The sequence below is a fragment of the Nocardia sp. NPDC056100 genome, assembly GCF_042266325.1.
Taxonomy (GTDB): domain Bacteria; phylum Actinomycetota; class Actinomycetes; order Mycobacteriales; family Mycobacteriaceae; genus Nocardia.
The window spans coordinates 603,504-623,879 of record NZ_JBHJVY010000004.1 but is presented as its reverse complement, the minus strand read 5'-3'; the positions used below and the strand labels follow the sequence as shown (position 1 = coordinate 623,879).

Sequence of the window (20,376 nt, the reverse complement as noted above, 5' to 3'; positions counted from 1 at the left end):
CACATTATCTAGCGAACGCTATAAAATGGGAGGCATGGCCACACCCACCCGGGGCCGACCCCGGAAATTCGACCGAGATGCCGCCCTGGACAAGGCTTTACGACTGTTCTGGCGACAGGGGTACGAGGCCACCTCGATCAGCGACCTCACCGGTGAGCTCGGCATCGGCGCGCCAAGCCTGTACGCCGCCTTCGGCGATAAACAGCAGCTGTTCAATGAGTCCGTCGGCGTGTACACGAACCACTACGCGGGTTTCGCGGCCCGCGCGCTCGCCGAGGAACCGACCGCCTGGGACGCGGTGGCCCGCACCCTGCGCGAGGCGGCACTGGAGTACACCGTGCCCGGACTCCCGAACGGCTGCATGGTGATCAGCGCCGGAATCAACACCACCAATACCGAGGTCGCGACCATGCTGGAGGGCATGCGCACCGCCAATGTGCACGCCTTCGCCGATAGGATCCGCGTCGATATCGCCGCCGGACTGCTGCCCGCGGACACCGATGCGGACGCGCTGGCCCGCTATATCGGCGCGGTCATGCAGGGCATGTCACAGTCCGCCCGCGATGGCGCGAGCCGCGCGGAATTGGCACAGGTCGCTGAGCTGGCACTACGGGTGTGGCCGGAATCCGAGGCCGCGAAGAGCTGAATTTCCACACCGAACCGCTTGCGCCAGGTACCCATGGGGGGTATGTTTTCGAAGTGTCGGGGATACCCCCGCACCGTATAGCGCGAGTCGAGGAGTCGAAATGGCCACCAGCACCTACACCGTCACCGGCATGACCTGCGGCCACTGCGTCGGATCGGTCCGGAAGGAGATCGGCAAGATCGACGGTGTCACCAGCGTCGATGTCGATCTCGCCACCGGGCTGGTCAAGGTCGAGTCCACCGCTCCGATCGCCGACGCCGATGTCACGGCCGCCGTCGACGAAGCCGGGTACGAGGTGGCGAGCTGAATGAACGATCGACTGAAGTTCGCCGCGTTCGGTGGCGGACTGGTCGTACTGTTCGGGGCCGCACTCGGCATCGGCGCCCTGGTGGGCGATCCGGCCGAGTCGGCCTCCGGCACGACCTCCGCGCATTCCACCGCGGCCGCCCCGGGACTCGCCGGCAGTGAGCAGGGGTACGCCCTCACCGATGTCACCGCCCCGACCGCCGCGAATCAGCAAGGGGCACTACGCTTCCGGATCACCGGACCGCAGGGGTCCGTCACGAAATACAACAGTCTGCACGAGAAGAACCTGCACCTGATCGTGGTCCGTTCGGATGCGAGCCAATTCCGGCACGTACATCCCGAACTCGCCGCCGACGGCACCTGGTCCATCGACTGGAAGTGGGCCGAACCCGGCACCTATCGGGTCTTCACCGACTTCTCCCCCGCGGGCGGCCCGGGCGAGCTGACGCTCAGCCGGACCGTGAACGTCGCCGGGGACGCGGTCGCCAAACCGCTGCCTCCCGCGTCCAAGACCGCGCAGGTGGACGGTTACCAGGTCACCCTGAACGGCGATCTGTCCACCGCCGGAAGCGAAGTGAAGTTCACCGTCACCCGCGACGGTAAACCGGTCACCGATTTGCAGCCCTACCTGGGCGCGTACGCGCACCTGGTCGCACTGCGGGCGAGCGATCTCGCCTACCTGCACGTGCACCCCGAGGACGAGGTCGGAAAGACCGCTCCCGGACCGGAAGTCGCCTTCCACGCGCAAGCGCCGAGCGATGGCACGTACCGCCTGTACCTGGACTTCCAGCACGGCGGAACGGTGCACACCGCCGAATTCACCAACGAAACCACAACCGCCGCATCCGCTTCGGACGCGCATTCGCAGCACGGAGGAGGTCACTGATGAGCGCCCCAGCCCAGGAGCGGTCCATCGAGCTGGAAATCGGCGGTATGACCTGCGCCTCCTGCGCGTCCCGCATCGAGAAGAAGCTCAACCGGATCGACGGCGTCACCGCCACGGTGAACTACGCCACCGAGAAGGCGAAGGTCAGCTTCCCGGAGTCGGTGACCGCCGATGATCTGATCGCGAAGGTCGTCGACACCGGCTACACCGCCGCCGTGCACAGCACCGAACCGGTGAAACCCGCTGATAGCGAGGGTGATTCGGCCCCCGGTGCGACTCAGCTGCTGCGCCATCGGCTGCTGGTGACGCTGGCACTGGCCATCCCCGTGGTCGCCATGGCCATGATCCCGGCACTGCAATTCACCAACTGGCAATGGCTTTCGCTGACGCTGACCGCACCCATCGTGGTGTGGGGCGGCGCGCAATTCCATCGCGCCGCGTGGGTGAACGCCAAACACGGTGCGGCCACCATGGATACGCTCATCTCACTGGGCACCCTGGCCGCCTTCGGCTGGTCGGTGTACGCGCTGTTCTTCGGTGATGCGGGCATGGCGGGCATGAAACACCCCTTCAGCCTTGCCATCACCCGCGGCGACTCGTCCTCGGCGCTGTACTTCGAGGTGGCGGCGACGCTGATCACCGCGATTCTGGCGGGCCGGTATTTCGAGACCCGATCCAAGGAGAAGGCCGGATCCGCGCTGCGCGCGCTGCTGGAGTTGGGCGCGAAGGATGTCGCGGTCGTACGCGGCGGCGCCGAAACCCGTATCCCCGTGGGCGATTTGCGGGTCGGCGAGGAATTCCTGGTGCGACCGGGCGAGAAGATCGCCACCGACGGCACCGTGGTCAAAGGCAATTCGGCCCTCGATATGAGCATGCTCACCGGTGAATCGGTGCCGGTGGAGGTCGGTCCGGGCGATGCCGTGGTCGGCGCGACGGTGAACGCGGGCGGTCTGCTGACCGTGCGCGCCACCCGGGTCGGCGCGGATACCCAACTGGCGCAGATGGCCTCGCTGGTCGAGGAGGCGCAGAACGGTAAGGCTCCCGTGCAGCGGCTCGCCGATCGGGTGGCCGGGGTGTTCGTGCCGATCGTCATCGGGATCGCCGTCGCGGCCCTTGGCTTCTGGCTCGGCACCGGCGCGGCCGTCTCGACCGCCTTCGGCGCGGCCGTCGCGGTGCTGATCATCGCCTGCCCGTGTGCACTCGGATTGGCCACTCCCACGGCGCTATTGGTGGGCACCGGTCGCGGCGCGCAACTGGGCATCCTGATCAAGGGTCCGCAGGTGCTGGAGTCGACCCGGCGCATCGACACCGTGGTGCTGGACAAGACCGGCACCGTGACCACCGGCAAAATGACGCTGGCGGAAGCGATTCCGGCGTCGAACGTGGACGTGGACGAACTGCTGGCGGTCGCCGCGGCGGTCGAGCACGGCTCCGAACATCCGGTCGCCAAGGCCGTGGTGAAGGGCGCGGCCGAGTGCGGGCTCGATACCGAGACCGTCGAACAGTTCGTCAGTCACGGCGGTAAGGGCGTCCAGGGTCTGGTCGGCGAGCGGGCGGTCGTCATCGGCCGCAACGAACTGCTCGAAGACTGGTCCATCACGCTGCCGGAAGTGCTGGCGGATGCCAAGACTCGGGCCGAGCAGGCCGGGAAGACGGCCATCGCGGTGGCCTGGGACGGTATCGCTCGTGGCGTACTGGTCATCTCCGATGCCGTGAAACCGACCAGTGCGCAGGCGATTTCGGAGATGCGGGCGCTCGGCCTCACCCCGGTGCTGCTCACCGGTGACAATGCCGCCACCGCCCGCACCGTCGCCGATCAGGTCGGCATCGACGAGGTCATCGCCGAGGTGCTGCCCAGCGACAAGCTGGCCGTGGTGAAACGGTTGCAGGAGCAGGGCAAGGTGGTCGCCATGGTCGGCGACGGCGTCAATGACGCGGCCGCGCTCGCGCAGGCCGACCTCGGCCTGGCCATGGGCACCGGCACCGACGTCGCCATCCAGGCGGCCGACCTGACCCTGGTGCGTGACGATCTGCTCGCGGTCCCGACCGCGATCAAACTGTCCCGGGCCACCCTGCGCACCATCAAGGGCAATCTGTTCTGGGCCTTCGGCTACAACGTGGCTGCCATCCCGCTGGCCGCCGCGGGTCTGCTGAACCCCATGCTCGCCGGTGCCGCCATGGCGCTGTCCAGCGTCTTCGTGGTCAGCAACAGCCTGCGCCTGCGCCGCTTCCGCGGCTGAGCGAATATCGGCTGTCACCGGGGCCGTTCGGATCATCCGATCCGGACGGCCCCGGCCGTATGCGGGGCGCGCGGTCGGGTGCGGGAGCGGTTCGTGTTCAATGGCTGGCGAACGCGGTGGGGACCGCCTCGCCCGCGATGCCGAGGAGCAGAGTTCGTGACGACTATTGCCGAGTACCTGGCCGCAGCGGAGATCGAGATCGCGCCGGTGCAGCCGGGCGAGGCCGGGACACCGCGGGTCGAGTTGCCGCTCGCCGACAGCTGGCAGGCCGTGGACGCCGCCATGTTCCCGGGCGCGTACGGCGTCTTCACCCGCCCGCCGGAGAACGGCTGGGCGGACAATGTCGTGCTGCTGGTAGGCCGGCTGTCCAAGCCCTCGAATCCGGCCGAACTGCTGGAGTCGGCGTTCGCCGATGCCCGCCAGCTGCCGGACTGGCGTGAACTCGGCGCGGAAATCGCCGACTACCAAGGCTTTCCGTCGGCGGCGGTGAGCGGCACCTATTCCGTGGACGCCCTCGTCCTGTGGGTGCACACCCGCTATGTGATTGTCCCCGTTGGCAATTACGAATATCTGGTGCAGCTCACCGTGACCGCGCGCGCCGACGGCGACGGAATCGAAGACGGACTGCTCGATGCCCTGCGAATCCAGGTGTAACTCCATACAGTTCGTAGAGTGCCGGAATTTCACACCGCTTCGGGGGAATCATCCCTCCCGCCCGGCTATCGGTGGCTCGACCGGTGGCCGCGGCGGGAACGAAATACCGTGAGCGGCGGGCTCGGCCTCATGTTCGCCGGGCTGATCTCCTTCGGCCTGTTCGCGGCGGCGGTGTCCTTCGCCCTCGGCGGATTCGCCGGTCACCGGCCGGTCGGAGTGGCGCTGCTGTTCCTCGCGCTGTCCCTGTTCTTTCCCGCGTCCCTGGTGCTGGGTGAGCCGCCGCCGACCGTCACCGAAGAGCCCGGGGCGCTCGTGCTGCACCGCCCGCTGCGCGGGGAGTCCAATCTCCTCCTGCTGCCCATCCTGCTGGTGGCATTGGGCGGAATCACGCTGTGGGGCTTCGAGATTCACGTCCTGCCGGTGGCCATTCTCGGCGGGGTGCTGCTGGCGTTCTTCCTCGTCATCGGACCGATGGGATTGCTGGAGCGCCCGGCGCTGACCCTCGGCAGGGATCGAATCCGCATGGGCGGCAAGCTGGACGCGCCGTGGGAACAACTCACCGATATCCAGAGCCGCACCCAGCCCAAGAGCGGGACGGCCACGGTGGCGTTCCGCCTGGAAGATCCGGTCACCCACCGCGAAATCGGCACGGGCACATATCAATTGATGCCGACGCTATGGCATGTGGAACCGAACGCGCTGCTCTCGCTCATCACCTACATGGCCGAAAACCCGCAGGCGCGGGCGACGGTGACCACCGCCAATCTGCGCGCCATGCTCAGCCTGCCGGACTAGTTCACGCCTGCGCGGCCAGGCGGACGAACGCCGCGGTGTCGAGGGTCTCACCGCGCGCGGTGGGGGCGATTCCCGCTGCCACCAAACGCCTTTCGGCCTCGACCGGGGAGCCCGCCCAACCGGCGAGCGCGGCGCGCAGGGTCTTGCGGCGCTGCGCGAAGGCGGCGTCGATGACCTCGAAGACCTTCTTACGGTGATCCTCATCCATCGGCCAGGGCGCCTCGGCGTAGCGGTCGATGCGCACCAGACCGGATTCGACCTGCGGTACCGGCCAGAAGATTTGGCGGCCAACCGTGCCGGAGCGGCGGACGGTGCCGAAGAAGCCCGCCTTCACGCTGGGCACGCCGTAGATGCGGCCGCCGGGGGTGGCGGCGAGGCGGTCGGCGACCTCGAGCTGCACCATGATGAGAGTGGTTCGGATGCTGGGGAATTCGGCCAGCAGATGCAGCAGCACCGGGACCGCCACGTTGTAGGGCAGGTTCGCGACCAGCGCCGTGGGTGCGGCGGGCAGATCGGCGGCCTGCACCCGCAGGGCGTCCTTCTCCACAACCGTGAGCCGGTCCGCGAGTTCCGGGGCGCGGTCCGCGACGGTGCCGGGGAGGTGCCCGGCCAGCACCGGATCGATCTCGACGGCGATCACCCGATCCGCGACATCGAGCAGGGCCAGGGTGAGCGAGCCGAGCCCGGGACCGACCTCCAGGGCCACGTCATCGCCGGTGACCCCGGCCGCCGACACGATGCGCCGCATGGTGTTGGCATCGTGCACGAAGTTCTGTCCGAGCTGCTTGGTCGGGCGCACACCGAATCGCTCGGCCATCGCCCGCACCTCGGCGGGACCTAGCAGGGCGGCTTTTCCACGAGCGGCGATTTCGGGTTCGGACACCCTGCGAAACCTATCAACCCGCGTGCGCCGCTCCGGCCTCGGCCCGCGGCCGACACGCGCCCGCCCGATGCGATCCCCTCCAGGCCGCATCGGGCGGGCGGCGGTCAGGACTGGACGGGAGTGGCCAGCACGCGGTCGCTGAAGTCCTCGATGGCGGCCCACATCGCCGGATTCAACTGGCAGTGCGATCCGGTGCCGACGACCGTGTCGAAGTCCACGCCATTGGCCGCGAACTGCGCGGCGAGCGCACCGTGCAGCGGGGACGGGACGGTGGTGTCGGTGGCGTTGAGCAGCAGCAGGATCGGCGCGTCATAGCCCCGGACCGGAACGGTCATATAGTCCCGCAGCACCGCCGGGAACGGGCCCTCGGACAGCGGGCGCGCGAGCAGCTCGCCCATCGACACCTGCGACATACGCTCGGAGATGGCGGGCAGGCATTCGGTCCCGATGTCATCGAGCAGACGGCGGCCGCGCTCGGTCAGATAGCTGTCGACCTGCGCGTCGGGACGGGCGGCACGCATGCCCGCAAGGATGCTGGTACTGAAAGCGCCTACGCCACTGCCGATTTCACCGGGCAGCTGCGGCACCCAAGGCCCGGCGATGGGCAGCGCCTTCTCCACATCCGAGGCCGGATCGATGGCGATGGTGCCGCGGAAATCGAGATCCGGTGCGGCCGACGCCTGCAGGTTGGCGGTGCCCAGCGAGGCATGACCGCCCTGCGACATACCGGTCACCGCCCAGGTGCGCGACAGTCCCGGATTCGCGGCGCGGGCGGCGCGCACCATATCGATGGTGGCGGTCGCCTCGGTGCGCAGTTCCAGATACGGGTGCGGGCCGGTATCGAAGACGCCCAGGCCGAGATGGTCGGGGGCGACGACGGCGAACCCCTTCGAAACGAAGTACCGCATGAGCGTCTCATCGGCGGCCAGCGGCACCGGCAGCGGCGCGGTCGCCGGATCGGACTGGCCGCCGCAGTTCGCGCCCAGTCCGGTGGTGCCGTGGTTGTAGGCCATGATCGGCCAGCCGCCCGCGGGAGCCGGACCCGCCGGAATGAACATGGCACCGCTGGCCCGGACCTGCTCACCATTGGATCGGGTGGTCCAGTACTCCACCAGGGAGCCGTTCGCGATGCCGTGATAGCTATCGGGCTGACGGGTTGCCGAGATCAGTGACCCGGGTGCGTCCGCCTGCGCCGGGGTCACCGGCAGCATCAGCAGCGTGCTGGACGCCACGGCCGTCATCGTAAGTCTTCGAGCGAAAGTGCTGGTAAATCTCACAAATCCTCCACCGGTTGCGCCTCGGAAGCGGGATTGCCCTTCCGAGGTGTTCACCGGACAAACTATTTGCTTGACAGTTGCTGGACAAATTCGGGCGGAATAGAGAACGCCCGCCTGCCGAGGGGAGGCGGGCGGGCGTCCGGCGGACCGCGGGTCCCGGGCTGCGCGGTGGCCCGGATCCGGCGGTCAGGATCTGGTGGGTGTGGCGAGTACGCGCGCGGTGAAGGCGTCGATGGCCGACCACATGGCCGGATTGAGTTCGGTATGACCGCCGGTGCCGGTGACCACGCCGAAGTCCTGACCGTTCGCAGCGAGCTGTGCGATCAGCGCGGCGTGCAGCGGTGAGGGCACCACCATGTCGGTCACGTTGATCAGCAACAGGGTCGGCGCGTTGTAACCGGCGGTCGGCAGGGTCATGTACTCGTTGATGGCGGCGCGGAAGCGATCGTCGCCGAGCGGGCGGGCGAGCAGATCACCGACCGAGGTGCCGTCCACGACCTTCATGATGTCGTTGAAGCACAGGCTGCCGGCACGATCCAGCACGTCCTGACCGCGCGGGGTCAGATAGCTGTTCAGATCGAGTTCGGGATGGGTGGCGCGCAATCCGGCGAGCATGCTGACGACGAATCCGTCGATGGCATTACCGTTCTGGCCCGGAATCTCCGGCACGTAGGGACCGGCCAGGGGTACGAACTTCTCCACATCCGAGGCCGGGTCCGAGGCGATGGTGCCGCGGAAATCCAGCTCGGGGGCATAGCTCGCCTGCAGGTTGGCCGCGCCCAGCGCCGCGTGCCCGCCCTGCGAGAATCCGGTCAGCGCCCAGGTTTTCGACAGTTCCGGATGCGCTTCGCGGGCGGCGCGCACCAGATCGATGGTGGCGGTGGCCTCGGTGCGGGTCTCCAGATAGGGGTGCGGGCCGGTATCGAATTTGCCGAGTCCGAGGAAGTCGGGGGCGACCACCGCGAAGCCCTTGTTCACGAAGTACTGGAGGATCGCGTCCTCCTTGGGGCGGCTGAAGCGGCTCACATCGCTCTGCCCGCCGCAGCCGGATCCGAGGCCGGAGGTGCCGTGGTCGTAGGCCATGATCGGCCAGCCGTTGGCGGGGGCCGGGCCGGGTGGAATGATGAGCGCGCCGCTGGCCTGCACGGGTTCGCCGTTGGAGCGGGTGGTCCAGTAGTCCACGCTGGAGCCGTTGGACATACCGCGCCAGCCGTCGGGATGTGCGGTCGTATCGATCACGGTGCCCGCCGTCGCGGCGTGCGCGGGGGCTCCCGGGATCATGAGCAGCGAACCCGCCGAGGCCATGGCGGCGGTGAAAATCCGCGCGCGCCAACCGAACAACCGCATTAATCCTCCATCGGGCCCGACCCTGGAACAATTCGACAGCGGCACTGAGCTTAGCTATTAGATCAACCGTCCAGTATGAGAAAACTCTGTGATCGGCGATTTCGGCCAACCATTGACGCGTAGTGAAACTTGTTCTAATTTCGCGCCATGTTGCGCAGATACGACGGACGTCGAGTACTCGTCACCGGAGCAGGCTCCGGAATCGGCCAGGGCATCGCCCTGCGCCTGCTCTCCGAAGGCGCCCAGCTGGTCGCCGCCGATATCAATGACAGCGGCCTGCAGGCCACCATCGACGCCACCCCTGCCGAATCACGGGACCGGCTGCACACCCTGAATCTGAATGTCGCCGATCCCGAATCCGTGCGCGCGGTACTCGGGCAGGCCGTCGAATTCCTCGGCGGGCTGGACGTATTGGTGAACGGTGCGGGCATCATGCGCGCCGGGCACACCCACGAACTGCCCCTGGAGACCTGGAATCAGGTACTCACGGTCAACCTCACCGGCACCTTCCTGATGACCCAGGCCGCGCTGCCGACGCTGCTCGAATCACCGCACGGCGGCGTGGTGGTCAACTTCTCCTCCACCTCCGCGTTCGGCTCGGTGCCGTATATGGCCGCGTACGCCGCGTCCAAGGCGGGCGTGAACGCCTTCACCCACGCCATCGCGCTCGAATACGTGAAAAAGGGTCTGCGCGCGGTGAATATCGTGCCCGGCGGTATCGGCACCAGCCTCACCGCGGGACTGGACCTGCCCGCCGATTCGGATTGGTCGCTGCTGGCGCGGCTGCCCGGATGGATCGAGGGCGGCGCGCTGGGCAAGCCCGAGGATGTCGCGGGCGCGGTCGCCATGGTGGCATCGGATGACGGTCGCTATATGACCGGCACCGAGCTGCGCGTCGACGGCGGCGCACTGATGTAGTGGGGTTACACCCCACGCCCAGAAGGGATTTCGGGGGCAAGCCCCCGAACCCCCGAAGGTCGCGCCCGAATTCGTTTCGGGCGCTTACCCATATCTGGCGCGCTAACTGATGCCGAGGCGGCTGGTGCAGGCGGGCCAGGCGCCCCAGCCCTGGCGGGCGCGGGTTACCTCCGCGATGGCGATCTGTTCTTCGCGGGTGGCGAGGTCGGCGCGCGGGGCGTAGCGGGTGCCGCCCTGGCGTTCCCAGGTGCTCTGGTCGAACTGGATGCCGCCGTAGTAGCCGTTGCCGGTGTTGATGGCCCAGTTGCCGGTGGATTCGCATTTGGCGAGGGCGTCCCAGATGGGGCCGTCCTTGACCTCGGGCACCTCGGTGCCGGGTTTCGCGCCCTTGCGAATGGTTTTGGGTGCGGCGGGGACGACCACGGTGGATTGCACCGGATCCTTGCCCGCCTCGCGGCCGTTCACGATGGAGACGGCGAAGGTGACGTCCTGGGTGCCCGGTACGCCCGGATTCTCGACGATGGTGCGGCTCATATTGAGCGTCGGATCCTGGATGATGTTCTCCGGCGGATCCAAAGGCACCCGCTCGGTGCGCTTTTCGATCACCTTGCGGGTGACCACGATCTTCATACCGTCGGTGAGCGGTGTGGTCGGGGACGGTTCGACCGAATCCTGATTGACCAGCGGACGACCCTGCACCTCCAGCAGCTGCCCGACGGTCGGCGCGGCCAATCGCACCAGCGACGGCGCGCTCCCGTTATCGGCGAGTTCCACGGTGCGTGGATTGGTGATGAGCAATTGCGCGCCCTCAAGCGGCAGCGGGGTGGGCCGCGAGGGCGAACTGAACACGTCGCCGGGCAGATTCAGCTTCACGATGGCCTCGGCCACGGTGAGCGCGGTGGTCCACGCCTTGGATCGGGTGCCGTCGACGATGAGCGAGACCTCGCGCGCGCGATTGAGCCGGATGGTCGCGCCGTCGCCGATTCGCGAACCGGGCGAAGGGGATACGTCATCACGCGCGTCGATGCCGTAGCCGGCGTCCTTGAGAATGCCGCGCACATTCAGGTACATGGTGTCGTGCACGGTGGCCTGCCCGTCCACCACGACCGTGATGGTCTTCTTGTTCACAATGGCCAGGCCCGCGCCGACGATGAGCGTGACAAGCATCGCCGCGATGGCGCCGTACAGCATCGGCGACCGCGACGAGTTGATCTTCGTCATGGCTTTCATCGGAAATCCCGGCATGGTCACAGTACGATAACGAGGCGGTCAGGGATTGACAACCGTTTCACCCGGACCGGCGGATACCGAAATCACGAACCGATATCGAGTCGCAGGTGAATCACGATCGCACTGGATCATAGTGAGCGGGACCACATCCGCAAAGCGGGGCGGTCGGATTCTCAGATTCCGTAGACCCGGCGCGCATTCGCGGTGGTGACCTTGGCCAGTGTGACCGGATCCTGTTCCCGAATCTCGGCCAGCGCGCCCAAGGTGTACGGCAGCATGTACGACTCGTTCGGCGCACCGCGGAACGGATGCGGAGTCAGGAACGGTGCGTCCGTTTCGACCAGAATCTGATCTTCCGGAACGATTTTCGCGGCCTCCCGCAATTCATGAGCATTCTTGAAGCTCACCGTTCCGGAGAAACTCAGCACATAGCCTTCGTCGACACACGCCTGCGCCATATTCGCATCGGACGAAAAGCAGTGGAAGATAACGGTTTCCGGCGCGCCCTCATCCAGCAGCACGGTCAGCAGATCGTGATCGGCCTCGCGATTGTGGATCATGAGCGGTTTGCCCAGGCGCTTGGCGAGATCGATATGCCAGCGGAAACCCTCCACCTGATCCTCGATATCGGCGCAGCCCTCCAGCTTGCCGGGCCAGTAGTAATCCAGACCCGTCTCACCGACCGCGACCACGCGCGGATCCGCGGCCAGGCGCTCGAGCTCGGCTTTGGCGGCATCGTCGAGGGCATTGGCGCGGGTCGGATGCAACGCCACCGCCGCGAATACCCGGTGATCCCAGTTCGCGGCCTGGACCGCGAAACGCGCCGCGTCGAGATCGTCGGCGACCGTCACGACCTCGCGCACGCCCACCTTCTGCGCCCGATCCACAATGGCCGCAACCGATTCGGCGTCGGTGGCACCGCACGCGTCCAGATGGGTATGCGCGTCGATGAGCGGGAACAGCGGCTCCGGCGGTTCGGGAGCGGGTCGGCTGTTACGCATGGGCGACACCTGCCACGGGGATATTCACGCGAGCGACTACGGGCACGCAGATTAGAGTAGACACACCATGAGCGCATCCGAACGCCCCGCCTTCTATGTCACCACGGCCATCGCGTACCCGAATGGCGCCCCGCACATCGGGCACGCCTACGAGTACATCTCCACCGATGCGCTGGCCCGCTTCAAGCGGCTCGACGGATTCGACGTGTTCTTCATGACCGGAACCGATGAACACGGTCAGAAAGTGCAGCAGGCCGCCAAGGCCGCCGGGGAATCCGAGGCGGAGTACGCGGCGCGCAATTCGGACGTGTTCGAGACCATGGACAAGGCACTCGATGTCTCGTTCGATCGGTTCATCCGGACCACCGACGCGGACCATCAGGCCGCCTCCATCGCCATCTGGGAGCGGATGGCCGAGCGCGGTGACGTCTACCTCGACACCTACGCGGGCTGGTACTCGGTGCGCGACGAGGCGTTCTACAACGAGGACGAGACCACCCTGCTCGAGGACGGCACCCGCGTCTCCACCGACACCAAGACCCCCGTGGAGTGGACCGAGGAGTCGAACTACTTCTTCCGGCTGTCCAACTACCAGGACAAGCTGCTCGAGCTGTACGAGACCAAGCCGGAATTCATCGGTCCCGCGACCCGGCGCAACGAGATCGTCTCGTACGTCAAGGCCGGGCTGAAGGATCTGTCCATCTCGCGCACCACCTTCGACTGGGGTGTGCCGGTACCGGGCGATCCGGCGCACGTCATGTACGTGTGGGTGGACGCGCTCACCAACTACCTCACCGGTGTGGGCTTCCCGAATACGGATTCCGCCGCCTTCGGGAAGTTCTGGCCCGCCGATGTGCACATCATCGGCAAGGACATCACGCGCTTCCACGCGGTGTACTGGCCCGCCTTCCTGATGTCCGCCGGAATCGAGCTGCCCAAGCGGGTTTTCGCGCACGGGTTCGTCTTCCACAAGGGCGAGAAGATGTCCAAGTCGACCGGCAATGTGGTGTCGCCGACCGATCTGGTGGACACCTACGGGCTCGATGCCGTGCGGTTCTTCCTGCTGCGGGAGATCTCCTACGGGCAGGACGGGGCGTACAGCCACGACAGCATCGTCAGCCGGATCAATACGGATCTGGCCAACGAGTACGGCAATCTGGCCCAGCGCTGCCTGAAGATGGTGGCTCGCGACTTCGGCGGTGTGGTCCCGGCCCCCGGCGAATTCACCGATGAGGACAACGCCATGCTGGCGCTCGCGGGTGAACTGCTCGGGCAGGTGCGCGCCGAATTCGACCAGCAGCAAATCCATTTGGGGCTCGAGCACCTGTGGAACGCACTGCGCGAAGCGAATCGGTACTTCTCCGCGCAGGCGCCGTGGACGCTGGCCAAAGCCGGTACGCCCGAGGACATCGCGCGCGAGGGCACCATCCTCTACGTGACCATGGAGGTCGTCCGCATCGTCACGCTGCTGACGCAGCCGGTGATCCCGGGTTCGGCCGCCAAGATCCTGGATCTGCTGGGCCAGACCGGGCGCGACTTCGCCGATATCGCCACCCCGATCCAGCCGGGCACCACCCTGCCGGATCCGGAAGTGGTGTTCCCGAAGTACGTGGAGCCCAAGAACTAACGCGTCAACCGGGTGACGGTGCCGAGAAAACCGGTGGCGTACAACGAGTTCGGGTCCCAGCCGGGGCCCGAACCGAAACGCACCGAGGAGACGAACGGCAGGCCGGTCGCGATCGTGCAGAAGGTTCCGGCATCCGGATCCACCCGCACCACCTGACCGGCCGCATTCAGCGCGACATACACCGCGCCGTCCGGGCCGACGGTCAAATCATCCGCGGAATTGAGCGGACCGAAACCGGGCAGGGTAATTCGCCGCGGCGCGGCGTCGGGACGATCGATATCGATGGCGGCGATTGCGGTGACGGCATCGAACGTGGTGGACACGAATAATTCGCGCCGCACCGGGTCGTAGGCCAGGCCATTTGTGGAATTCAGTCCGGGTGCCAGCGCGTGCGCTCCGGAACCGTCGGCGGCGACCCGGGTAATTACCGCATCCGGGCCCAGATCGCGACTCACGGCGAAACCGCCGTCCGGCAATTGGGCCAGGCCATTGGGCATATGCAGGCCGGTGGCGACGGTGGTCACGGTCCCGGTGGCCAGATCGACCGAGACAATCTTGCCGTCCGGGCTGTTGGTGACGCCGCTGGCGAATGTATTACCGGAGTTCACATACGCTTTGCCCGCATTTACGACGATGCCACCGGGCGATTCCACCGCCGCGGCGAGCGTATGCGTGCCGTCGGGGGTGAGCCGATACAGGCCGCCGCCGCTACCGGTGAGGGAGATCTCCGAGAGCAGCAGACCGCCGCCGCCATCGAAGGCGAGGTTCTCCAGGCTGCCGAAGCCGGAGGCGACGGTCGCGGCCGTCCACATGCCGCAGACCGTGGATTCCGGTGCGGCAGTTGCCATTCCGGGCATGCCGAGCGCGAATCCCGCGCCGAGTTGCGCGGCCGCCAGGCCACCTACCAGGGCTTTCCGTATGTGCATGGGCACAACCATGCCGTACTCCGCATACGAAATCCACTGTCGCCCAGACAGTTTCACTTGGAAGTATATGTAACTCCGAGTTACATCACAAGCGCGCAGCGTAGCGCGTGAAGTCCCTCACAGCGCGCATTCGCGGCTATTCATAGGACGATGCTCTCACCGGCGAAAACTGTTGCCAACCACAATGTCTCAGACAGTTTTGTGCCACTGTGTCCGGTCGCCGCGATAGTTACCGTCGGGTAGCGTCTTGCCCGTCACCGATTCAGATTGCATTTCTTCGTACTTTCAGGAGTCCCCGTGTCGCATTCTCGATTCGAGTCGATAGGCGCTTATCTGCCATCAAATCGTGTAACCACCGAGGATCTCGTCGCCCGATTGAAGACGGCGCCGGGTTTCGATCTCGAAAAAATCACGGGCGTCAAGGAACGACGCTTCCGCGATACTACCCCCGAAAACGCCGAAGACTCCTACATTCTCGCGATGAATGCCGCGCAGGACTGTCTTTCCAGGTCACAGTATGCGGCCTCGGATCTCGACGTGATCATCTCCACCTCGATCACGCGGAGTAAGGGCACCCGGATGTACATGGAGCCGTCATTCGCCGGTTCCCTCGCCCGTGAACTCGGCGCGCGCCCGGACACCATTTCTTTCGACCTTTCCAATGCCTGCGCCGGAATGATGACCGGCACCTACATTCTCGATCGAATGATTCGTTCGGGTGCGGTGAAGCGCGGCATGGTGGTCAGCGGCGAAGCCATTACGCCCATTGCCGAAACAGCGGTCAACGAGATCACCGAGAAATACGATCTGCAATTCGCATCGCTGACGGTCGGCGATTCGGGTGCGGCCATTGTTCTCGACGAGGCCGTCGACGACAACGACAAGATCCACTACATCGAACTCGCCACCGCGTCGGAGTTCTCGCACCTGTGCCTGGGCATGCCCAGTGAGAAGTCACAGGGTGTGTCGCTGTACACCGATAACCGCAAGATGCACAACGAATCCCGCTTCCTGCTGTGGACCGACACCCAGGGCAACTTCATGGCGGGCCAGGGGAAGACCTTCGCGGACGAGGGCTTCGACTACATGATCCACCACCAGTTCGGCGCCGCCGCGATCCCGTTCATGAACGCCATCGCCGAGCGCGAGTTCGGCGCGCCGATGCCGCCGGATCTGAACGTCATCGAGAAGTACGGAAACACTTCCACCACTTCACATTTCATCGTGCTGCACGATCAGCTCAGCCAGCAGAACATCGCCGCGGGATCCAAGATCCTGATGGTCCCGGCCGCCTCCGGCGTCGTCGGGGGCTTCCTGTCCACCACGATTTCATCCCTGAAGGTCTGATCATGGGCGTGCGCATCAAATCCACCGGAATCAGCCGGGCCGAAAGCACTTTCAGCATTGTCGAGCACAGCGGCGCGGCAGCGCGGCAGAGCATGGAGCGGGCCGAGGTTCGCCCCGATCAGGTCGGCGTGCTCATCAACGCGGGCATCTTCCGCGATACCAACACCGTGGAACCCGCTGTGTCGGCGCTGATTCAGAAGGAAGCCGGGATCGGGCTGGACTACACCAAGGACGATCCGCGGTCCTTCTCCTTCGATCTCATGAACGCCGGTGTCGGCGTGCTCAACGCGGTGCAGGTGGCGCAGTCCATCCTGGAGACCGGCAGCGCCGAGCACGTGCTCATCGTGTCGGGCGACACCCACCCCTCGCTGAAGCGGGGCGCGGCGGATGACGAATTCCCCTATGCCACAGCGGGTGCGGCGCTGCTGCTGGCGCGCAGCGACGACGAAGAGGGCTTCGGCCGCGTGCACACCGTCTCCGGCGGCGGCACCCCCGGTATCGAGTCGTACGTGGATGTGGCGACCATGGGCACCAACGGTCGTGAGCTCATGACCGTCGTCCGCGAGCCCGACGCCGAGGCGCGCCTGCTGGCGCTGGCCGCCGACGCCGCCCGGCTCGCGCTGTCCGAGTCGGATCCGGAGCAGGCGAGCACCGCGCTCATCGCCTCCACCCCGACCGCCGGATTCCCGGAACTGCTGGCCGCCGAACTCGGCATCGCGCCGAACGCGGTCTTCACCCCCGATCTGTCCCAGGGTGACCCGCACACCGCGGCGCTGCCGCTGGCGTACGACGCGGCCGTGGCGAACCGTTCCCTGGACGCCTTCAGCCATGTGCTGTTCGTCGCCGCCGGCGCCGGACCGTCCGCCGCGGCGGTGCTCTACCGGCTCCCGGCCGCCGTCGGAGCCGCGGCGTGACCATCGCGACCTACTGGCAGGCCATCGACCGCTTCCGCGCGGTCGTGGCCGACCAGCCGGACCGGGAGGCGGTGATCTTCCCGCAGGGGCAGACCGCCACCGGCCTCCCGGAGTACCGGCAGCTCACCTATCGCGAACTCGACGCCTGGTCCGACACCATCGCCGCGCATCTGGCCGCGGCCGGGGTCGGCCGCGGCACCCGCACCATCGTGCTGGTGCTGCCCAGCCCGGAGCTCTACGCGATCATGCTGGGGCTCTTGAAGATCGGCGCGGTACCGGTGGTCATCGACCCGGGTATGGGCCTGCGCAAAATGCTCAACTGCCTGCGCGCCGCCGATGCCGAGGCCTTCATCGGCATTCCGCAGGCGCACGCCGCCCGCGTGCTGTTCCGCAAGTACTTCCGCGATGTGCGGGTGAAGATCACCGTCGGCCCGCGCTGGCTCTGGGGCGGGCAGACGCTACAGAGTTGGGGCGCACCCGCGAGCACGGAAGCCGTTGCCGCCCATGGCGATAGCGCTGAAGCGTCGAGTGTGGATACCGATCCCACCGGCACTCCGACTCCGGCCGCGGCAGCCGCGGCCGCCGCGCGCGATGGATCCGGTGGCGCGGGCCGAACCCCGCGCGTAGCCGGGCCGATCAATGCACGGGTGCGCGAATTGCTTGTCTCGCTGGAGAATTCGGAGTCCAAGCCCGGGGTTGCCGTCGCGCGGGCGGCCGCTACCGCTGATCGGCTGCGGCCGGTGGTGGGTGCGCGGTTGCGCACGCTGCGGGACACCACCGTGGGCGCACGGGCGCGCTGGGAACAGGCCGCCGGGGGATCCGTTGCCGCCGTGGCGCCTTCGGCGCTACTGGCGGATCGGGTGCCCGCACCCGCCGACGAGCTGCTGCTCATCGCGTACACCACGGGTAGCACCGGCCCCGCCAAGGCCGTGGAGATGACGCACGGAAATCTGTCGTCCATGATCGAGCAGGTGCACGCGGCGCGCGGCCGGGTGGCCCCGGATACCTCGCTGATCACCCTGCCGCTGGTGGGCATTCTGGACATGCTGCTGGGCGCGCGATGCGTACTGCCGCCGCTGGTGCCGAGTCAGGTCGGGTCCACCGATCCGGCGTTCGTGGCCGATGCGGTGAATCGGTTCGGCGTGCGGACCATGTTCGCCTCCCCCGCCGTATTGATCCCGCTGCTGCGGTATCTGGAGCGCACCGGGACGAAAATCCCCACGCTGCACAGCATTTACTCCGGTGGCGCACCGGTCCCGGACTGGTGCATCGCCGGACTGCGGCAGGTGCTGTCCGAGGATTCCGAGGTGCACGCCGGATACGGCTCCACCGAGGCGCTGCCCATGTCGACCATCGAATCCCGGGAACTGCTGGGCGGCTTGGTGGAGCGGGCGCACAGCGGTGAGGGCACCTGCATCGGGCGGCCCGCCGAGGGCGTGCGCGCCCGGCTGGTGGCCATCACCGATGAACCGCTGCCCACCTGGGCCGACGCCGAGGCACGCGAGGCCGAACTGGTCGCCACCCGCGGCATCGGCGAACTCGTGGTCGCGGGACCGAATGTGAGCACCCGGTACTACTGGCCGCAGTCCGCCAATCTGGCGGGCAAGATCGCCGACGGCGATACCGTCTGGCATCGCACCGGCGATCTCGCCTGGATCGACCAGGAGGGCCGAATCTGGTTCTGCGGGCGCAAGAGTCAGCGCGTGCACACCACCGCCGGGCCGATGTTCTCGGTGCAGGTGGAGCAGGTCTTCAATACGCTGCCCGGCGTCATCCGCACCGCGCTGGTCGGGGTCGGCGAACGCGGGGCGCAGCGTCCGGTGCTGTGCGTCGAGGCCGAACCCGGCACCGACACGGTGCTGCTGGCGGCGGAATTGCGCAGCCGCGCGGTGGAATTCGCGGTGACCGAGACGGTGTCCCGGTTCCTGTTCCATCCCGGGTTCCCCGTGGACATCCGCCACAATGCCAAGATCGGGCGCGAACAGCTGGCCATCTGGGCGACGGCGCAGCTCGGAGAGGGAGCGTGACATGTCTCTGAAAACCACTGCCCTGCGGTCGATTCCGATTCTCGGCTGGCTGTACCTGGCCGCCGGGCTGATCGCCGCACTGGTCGGCCACGCACCCACGAACCGGGTGCTGCGGGCGATCTGGTGGATCGACGCGTTCCTGAGCATCGTGGTGCACGCCGCGCAGATCCCGGCGGCGTTGAAGGCGGCCGAATCCTCCGACCGCTCACCCGTCGAAACCGCCGTGCTGACCCAGATCTTCGGGGCCACCTGGTGGAAGACGCAGGAGGCCGCCTGATGTCCGAGAGCAGGAAGAAGGCGCTGGTCACCGGCGCTTCCGGATTCCTGGGCGGCGCCATCACGCGCCGTCTGGTGCGCGAGGGCGGCTATGACGTCGCGATTCTGGTGCGCCCCACCAGCAATCTGCGTGATCTCGCCGATGTCATCGATCAGGTCGAGGTGGTGCACGGGGATCTCACCGATCACCTCTCCCTGGAACGCGCCACCAAGGGCGTCGATGTGGTCTTCCACAGCGCCGCCCGCGTCGACGAACGCGGCACCCGTGCCCAGTTCGTCGCCGAGAACCTCACCGCCACACAGCATTTGCTCGATGGCGCGCGCCGCAACGGCGCACAGCGGTTCGTGTTCATCTCCAGTCCCAGCGCGCTCATGGATCGCGATGGCGGGGATCAGGTGAACATCGATGAATCGGTGCCGTATCCGAACCGCTTCCTGAACCTGTACTCCGAGACCAAGGCCGCCGCCGAGCGCGCGGTGCTCGCGGCGAACGGCGCGGGTTTCACCACCTGTGCGCTGCGGCCCCGGGCCATCTGGGGTGCGGGCGACCGCTCCGGGCCCATCGTGCGACTGCTCAGCCGGGCCGCCGCGGGATCGCTGCCGGATCTGTCCTACGGCAAAGCCGTCTATGCCTCGCTGTGCCACGTCGAGAATATCGCCGAGGCTTCGGTGCGGGCGGCCGCGTCCGAAAAAGTCGGCGGCAAAGCGTATTTCGTCGCCGACGCGGAGCAGACGAACGTCTGGGGCTTCCTCGGCGAGGTCGCCGTCGGACTCGGCTATGCCGCGCCGAGCAGGCAGCCGAACCAGCGAGTGCTGAACGCGGCCGTCACCATTCTGGACGCCGTCTGGAAGGTGCCGTTCATCGCGACCCGCTGGTCGCCGCCGCTGTCGCGGTACGCGGTGGCGCTCATGACACGCACCGCCACCTATGACACCTCCGCCGCCACAACGGATTTCGGCTACCAGCCGGTTGTGGACCGGGATACCGGACTGGCCGATTTCCTGGCCTGGCTGGACGCCCAGGGCGGCGTCGTGAAACTCACCGAAAACCTGCGATAACGCAGTCAGCGCGCGAA

General features: G+C 66.9%; 19 protein-coding genes. 13 read left to right on the top strand and 6 right to left on the bottom strand.

Annotated elements, in window-relative coordinates; translation table 11 throughout:
- Positions 1-34 precede the first annotated feature (34 nt).
- The 6 genes from ACFC0O_RS33270 to ACFC0O_RS33245 all read left to right on the top strand — a co-directional run bounded on the left by ACFC0O_RS33270 (position 35) and on the right by ACFC0O_RS33245 (position 5,527).
- Positions 35-646 carry a TetR/AcrR family transcriptional regulator gene (locus ACFC0O_RS33270; RefSeq protein ID WP_375964997.1) on the top strand — a complete coding sequence of 204 codons (612 nt, stop codon included), beginning with the start codon at positions 35-37 and terminating at the stop codon, positions 644-646.
- Positions 647-746: 100 nt separating this feature from the next.
- Positions 747-953 carry a copper ion binding protein gene (locus ACFC0O_RS33265; protein ID WP_364642071.1) on the top strand — a complete coding sequence of 69 codons (207 nt, stop codon included), beginning with the start codon at positions 747-749 and terminating at the stop codon, positions 951-953.
- Positions 954-1,838 (top strand): hypothetical protein, encoded by an 885-nt coding sequence (locus ACFC0O_RS33260; protein ID WP_375964995.1) that lies wholly within the window; start codon positions 954-956, stop codon positions 1,836-1,838.
- Complete coding sequence (locus tag ACFC0O_RS33255; protein ID WP_375964993.1) at positions 1,838-4,078, top strand: heavy metal translocating P-type ATPase; 2,241 nt, start codon at positions 1,838-1,840, stop codon at positions 4,076-4,078. The genes ACFC0O_RS33260 and ACFC0O_RS33255 overlap by 1 nt, the downstream gene beginning before the upstream one ends.
- Positions 4,079-4,234: 156 nt before the next feature.
- Positions 4,235-4,732 (top strand): LpqN/LpqT family lipoprotein, encoded by a 498-nt coding sequence (locus tag ACFC0O_RS33250; RefSeq protein WP_364642081.1) that lies wholly within the window; start codon positions 4,235-4,237, stop codon positions 4,730-4,732.
- Between the two features lie 18 nt (positions 4,733-4,750).
- Positions 4,751-5,527, top strand: a complete 777-nt coding sequence (locus ACFC0O_RS33245) for a hypothetical protein (RefSeq protein ID WP_375964989.1) — start codon at positions 4,751-4,753, stop codon at positions 5,525-5,527.
- Position 5,528: 1 nt separating this feature from the next.
- Here the strand turns inward: ACFC0O_RS33245 and rsmA are convergent, their stop codons facing one another.
- From rsmA to ACFC0O_RS33230, 3 genes are all read right to left on the bottom strand, one after another.
- Positions 5,529-6,410, bottom strand: a complete 882-nt coding sequence (gene rsmA, locus ACFC0O_RS33240) for a 16S rRNA (adenine(1518)-N(6)/adenine(1519)-N(6))-dimethyltransferase RsmA (RefSeq protein ID WP_375964986.1) — start codon at positions 6,408-6,410, stop codon at positions 5,529-5,531.
- 104 nt (positions 6,411-6,514) lie between these two features.
- Entirely contained in the window at positions 6,515-7,651 is a 1,137-nt protein-coding gene (locus ACFC0O_RS33235; RefSeq protein ID WP_375964983.1) for an alpha/beta fold hydrolase, read from the bottom strand.
- Between the two features lie 222 nt (positions 7,652-7,873).
- Positions 7,874-9,034: a lipase family protein gene (locus ACFC0O_RS33230; protein ID WP_375964980.1), complete on the bottom strand. Its 1,161-nt coding sequence runs from the start codon at positions 9,032-9,034 to the stop codon at positions 7,874-7,876.
- Positions 9,035-9,184: 150 nt separating this feature from the next.
- Between ACFC0O_RS33230 and ACFC0O_RS33225 the strand changes: the two genes are divergently transcribed.
- Positions 9,185-9,952, top strand: a complete 768-nt coding sequence (locus ACFC0O_RS33225; RefSeq protein WP_375966393.1) for an SDR family NAD(P)-dependent oxidoreductase — start codon at positions 9,185-9,187, stop codon at positions 9,950-9,952.
- Positions 9,953-10,054: 102 nt separating this feature from the next.
- Here ACFC0O_RS33225 and ACFC0O_RS33220 read toward each other — a convergent pair whose 3' ends face one another.
- Together ACFC0O_RS33220 and ACFC0O_RS33215 are read right to left on the bottom strand one after the other, a co-directional pair.
- The gene (locus ACFC0O_RS33220) at positions 10,055-11,182 is read right to left on the bottom strand and encodes a transglycosylase family protein (RefSeq protein ID WP_375964978.1); all 1,128 of its coding nucleotides are present in this window, start codon (positions 11,180-11,182) and stop codon (positions 10,055-10,057) included.
- Positions 11,183-11,355: 173 nt separating this feature from the next.
- A complete protein-coding gene (locus tag ACFC0O_RS33215) occupies positions 11,356-12,183 on the bottom strand; it encodes a TatD family hydrolase (RefSeq protein WP_375964976.1) in 828 nt (275 codons plus the stop codon).
- A gap of 67 nt (positions 12,184-12,250) precedes the next feature.
- Between ACFC0O_RS33215 and metG the strand changes: the two genes are divergently transcribed.
- Positions 12,251-13,810: a methionine--tRNA ligase gene (metG, locus tag ACFC0O_RS33210; RefSeq protein ID WP_375964974.1), complete on the top strand. Its 1,560-nt coding sequence runs from the start codon at positions 12,251-12,253 to the stop codon at positions 13,808-13,810.
- Here metG and ACFC0O_RS33205 read toward each other — a convergent pair.
- Entirely contained in the window at positions 13,807-14,736 is a 930-nt protein-coding gene (locus ACFC0O_RS33205) for an SMP-30/gluconolactonase/LRE family protein (RefSeq protein ID WP_375964971.1), read from the bottom strand. The two genes, metG and ACFC0O_RS33205, sit on opposite strands and share 4 nt — an antisense overlap.
- A gap of 297 nt (positions 14,737-15,033) precedes the next feature.
- Between ACFC0O_RS33205 and ACFC0O_RS33200 the strand changes: the two genes are divergently transcribed.
- The 5 genes from ACFC0O_RS33200 to ACFC0O_RS33180 are packed head-to-tail and all read left to right on the top strand — an operon-like array spanning position 15,034 to position 20,359.
- Entirely contained in the window at positions 15,034-16,083 is a 1,050-nt protein-coding gene (locus tag ACFC0O_RS33200) for a 3-oxoacyl-[acyl-carrier-protein] synthase III C-terminal domain-containing protein (protein ID WP_364642104.1), read from the top strand.
- A 2-nt stretch (positions 16,084-16,085) separates the two neighbouring features.
- On the top strand, positions 16,086-16,997 hold the full coding sequence (locus ACFC0O_RS33195; protein WP_375964968.1) for a hypothetical protein: 912 nt from the start codon (positions 16,086-16,088) through the stop codon (positions 16,995-16,997).
- Complete coding sequence (locus ACFC0O_RS33190) at positions 16,994-19,024, top strand: AMP-binding protein (RefSeq protein ID WP_375964965.1); 2,031 nt, start codon at positions 16,994-16,996, stop codon at positions 19,022-19,024. Before ACFC0O_RS33195 ends, ACFC0O_RS33190 begins: the two co-directional genes overlap by 4 nt.
- A gap of 1 nt (position 19,025) precedes the next feature.
- Entirely contained in the window at positions 19,026-19,301 is a 276-nt protein-coding gene (locus ACFC0O_RS33185; RefSeq protein ID WP_375964962.1) for a hypothetical protein, read from the top strand.
- Positions 19,301-20,359: an NAD-dependent epimerase/dehydratase family protein gene (locus tag ACFC0O_RS33180; protein WP_375964959.1), complete on the top strand. Its 1,059-nt coding sequence runs from the start codon at positions 19,301-19,303 to the stop codon at positions 20,357-20,359. Before ACFC0O_RS33185 ends, ACFC0O_RS33180 begins: the two co-directional genes overlap by 1 nt.
- Positions 20,360-20,376 lie beyond the last annotated feature (17 nt).

What these genes read in the sequence shown, in the direction of transcription:
- ACFC0O_RS33270 (WP_375964997.1), top strand. Translation starts at nt 35, where the DNA reads ATGGCCACACCCACCCGGGGCCGACCCCGGAAATTCGACCGAGATGCC.
- ACFC0O_RS33265 (WP_364642071.1), top strand. Translation starts at nt 747, where the DNA reads ATGGCCACCAGCACCTACACCGTCACCGGCATGACCTGCGGCCACTGC.
- ACFC0O_RS33260 (WP_375964995.1), top strand. Translation starts at nt 954, where the DNA reads ATGAACGATCGACTGAAGTTCGCCGCGTTCGGTGGCGGACTGGTCGTA.
- ACFC0O_RS33255 (WP_375964993.1), top strand. Translation starts at nt 1,838, where the DNA reads ATGAGCGCCCCAGCCCAGGAGCGGTCCATCGAGCTGGAAATCGGCGGT.
- ACFC0O_RS33235 (WP_375964983.1), bottom strand. Translation starts at nt 7,651, where the DNA reads ATGACGGCCGTGGCGTCCAGCACGCTGCTGATGCTGCCGGTGACCCCG.
- ACFC0O_RS33230 (WP_375964980.1), bottom strand. Translation starts at nt 9,034, where the DNA reads ATGCGGTTGTTCGGTTGGCGCGCGCGGATTTTCACCGCCGCCATGGCC.
- ACFC0O_RS33220 (WP_375964978.1), bottom strand. Translation starts at nt 11,182, where the DNA reads ATGAAAGCCATGACGAAGATCAACTCGTCGCGGTCGCCGATGCTGTAC.
- ACFC0O_RS33215 (WP_375964976.1), bottom strand. Translation starts at nt 12,183, where the DNA reads ATGCGTAACAGCCGACCCGCTCCCGAACCGCCGGAGCCGCTGTTCCCG.
- metG (WP_375964974.1), top strand. Translation starts at nt 12,251, where the DNA reads ATGAGCGCATCCGAACGCCCCGCCTTCTATGTCACCACGGCCATCGCG.
- ACFC0O_RS33205 (WP_375964971.1), bottom strand. Translation starts at nt 14,736, where the DNA reads ATGCACATACGGAAAGCCCTGGTAGGTGGCCTGGCGGCCGCGCAACTC.
- ACFC0O_RS33195 (WP_375964968.1), top strand. Translation starts at nt 16,086, where the DNA reads ATGGGCGTGCGCATCAAATCCACCGGAATCAGCCGGGCCGAAAGCACT.
- ACFC0O_RS33185 (WP_375964962.1), top strand. Translation starts at nt 19,026, where the DNA reads ATGTCTCTGAAAACCACTGCCCTGCGGTCGATTCCGATTCTCGGCTGG.
- ACFC0O_RS33180 (WP_375964959.1), top strand. Translation starts at nt 19,301, where the DNA reads ATGTCCGAGAGCAGGAAGAAGGCGCTGGTCACCGGCGCTTCCGGATTC.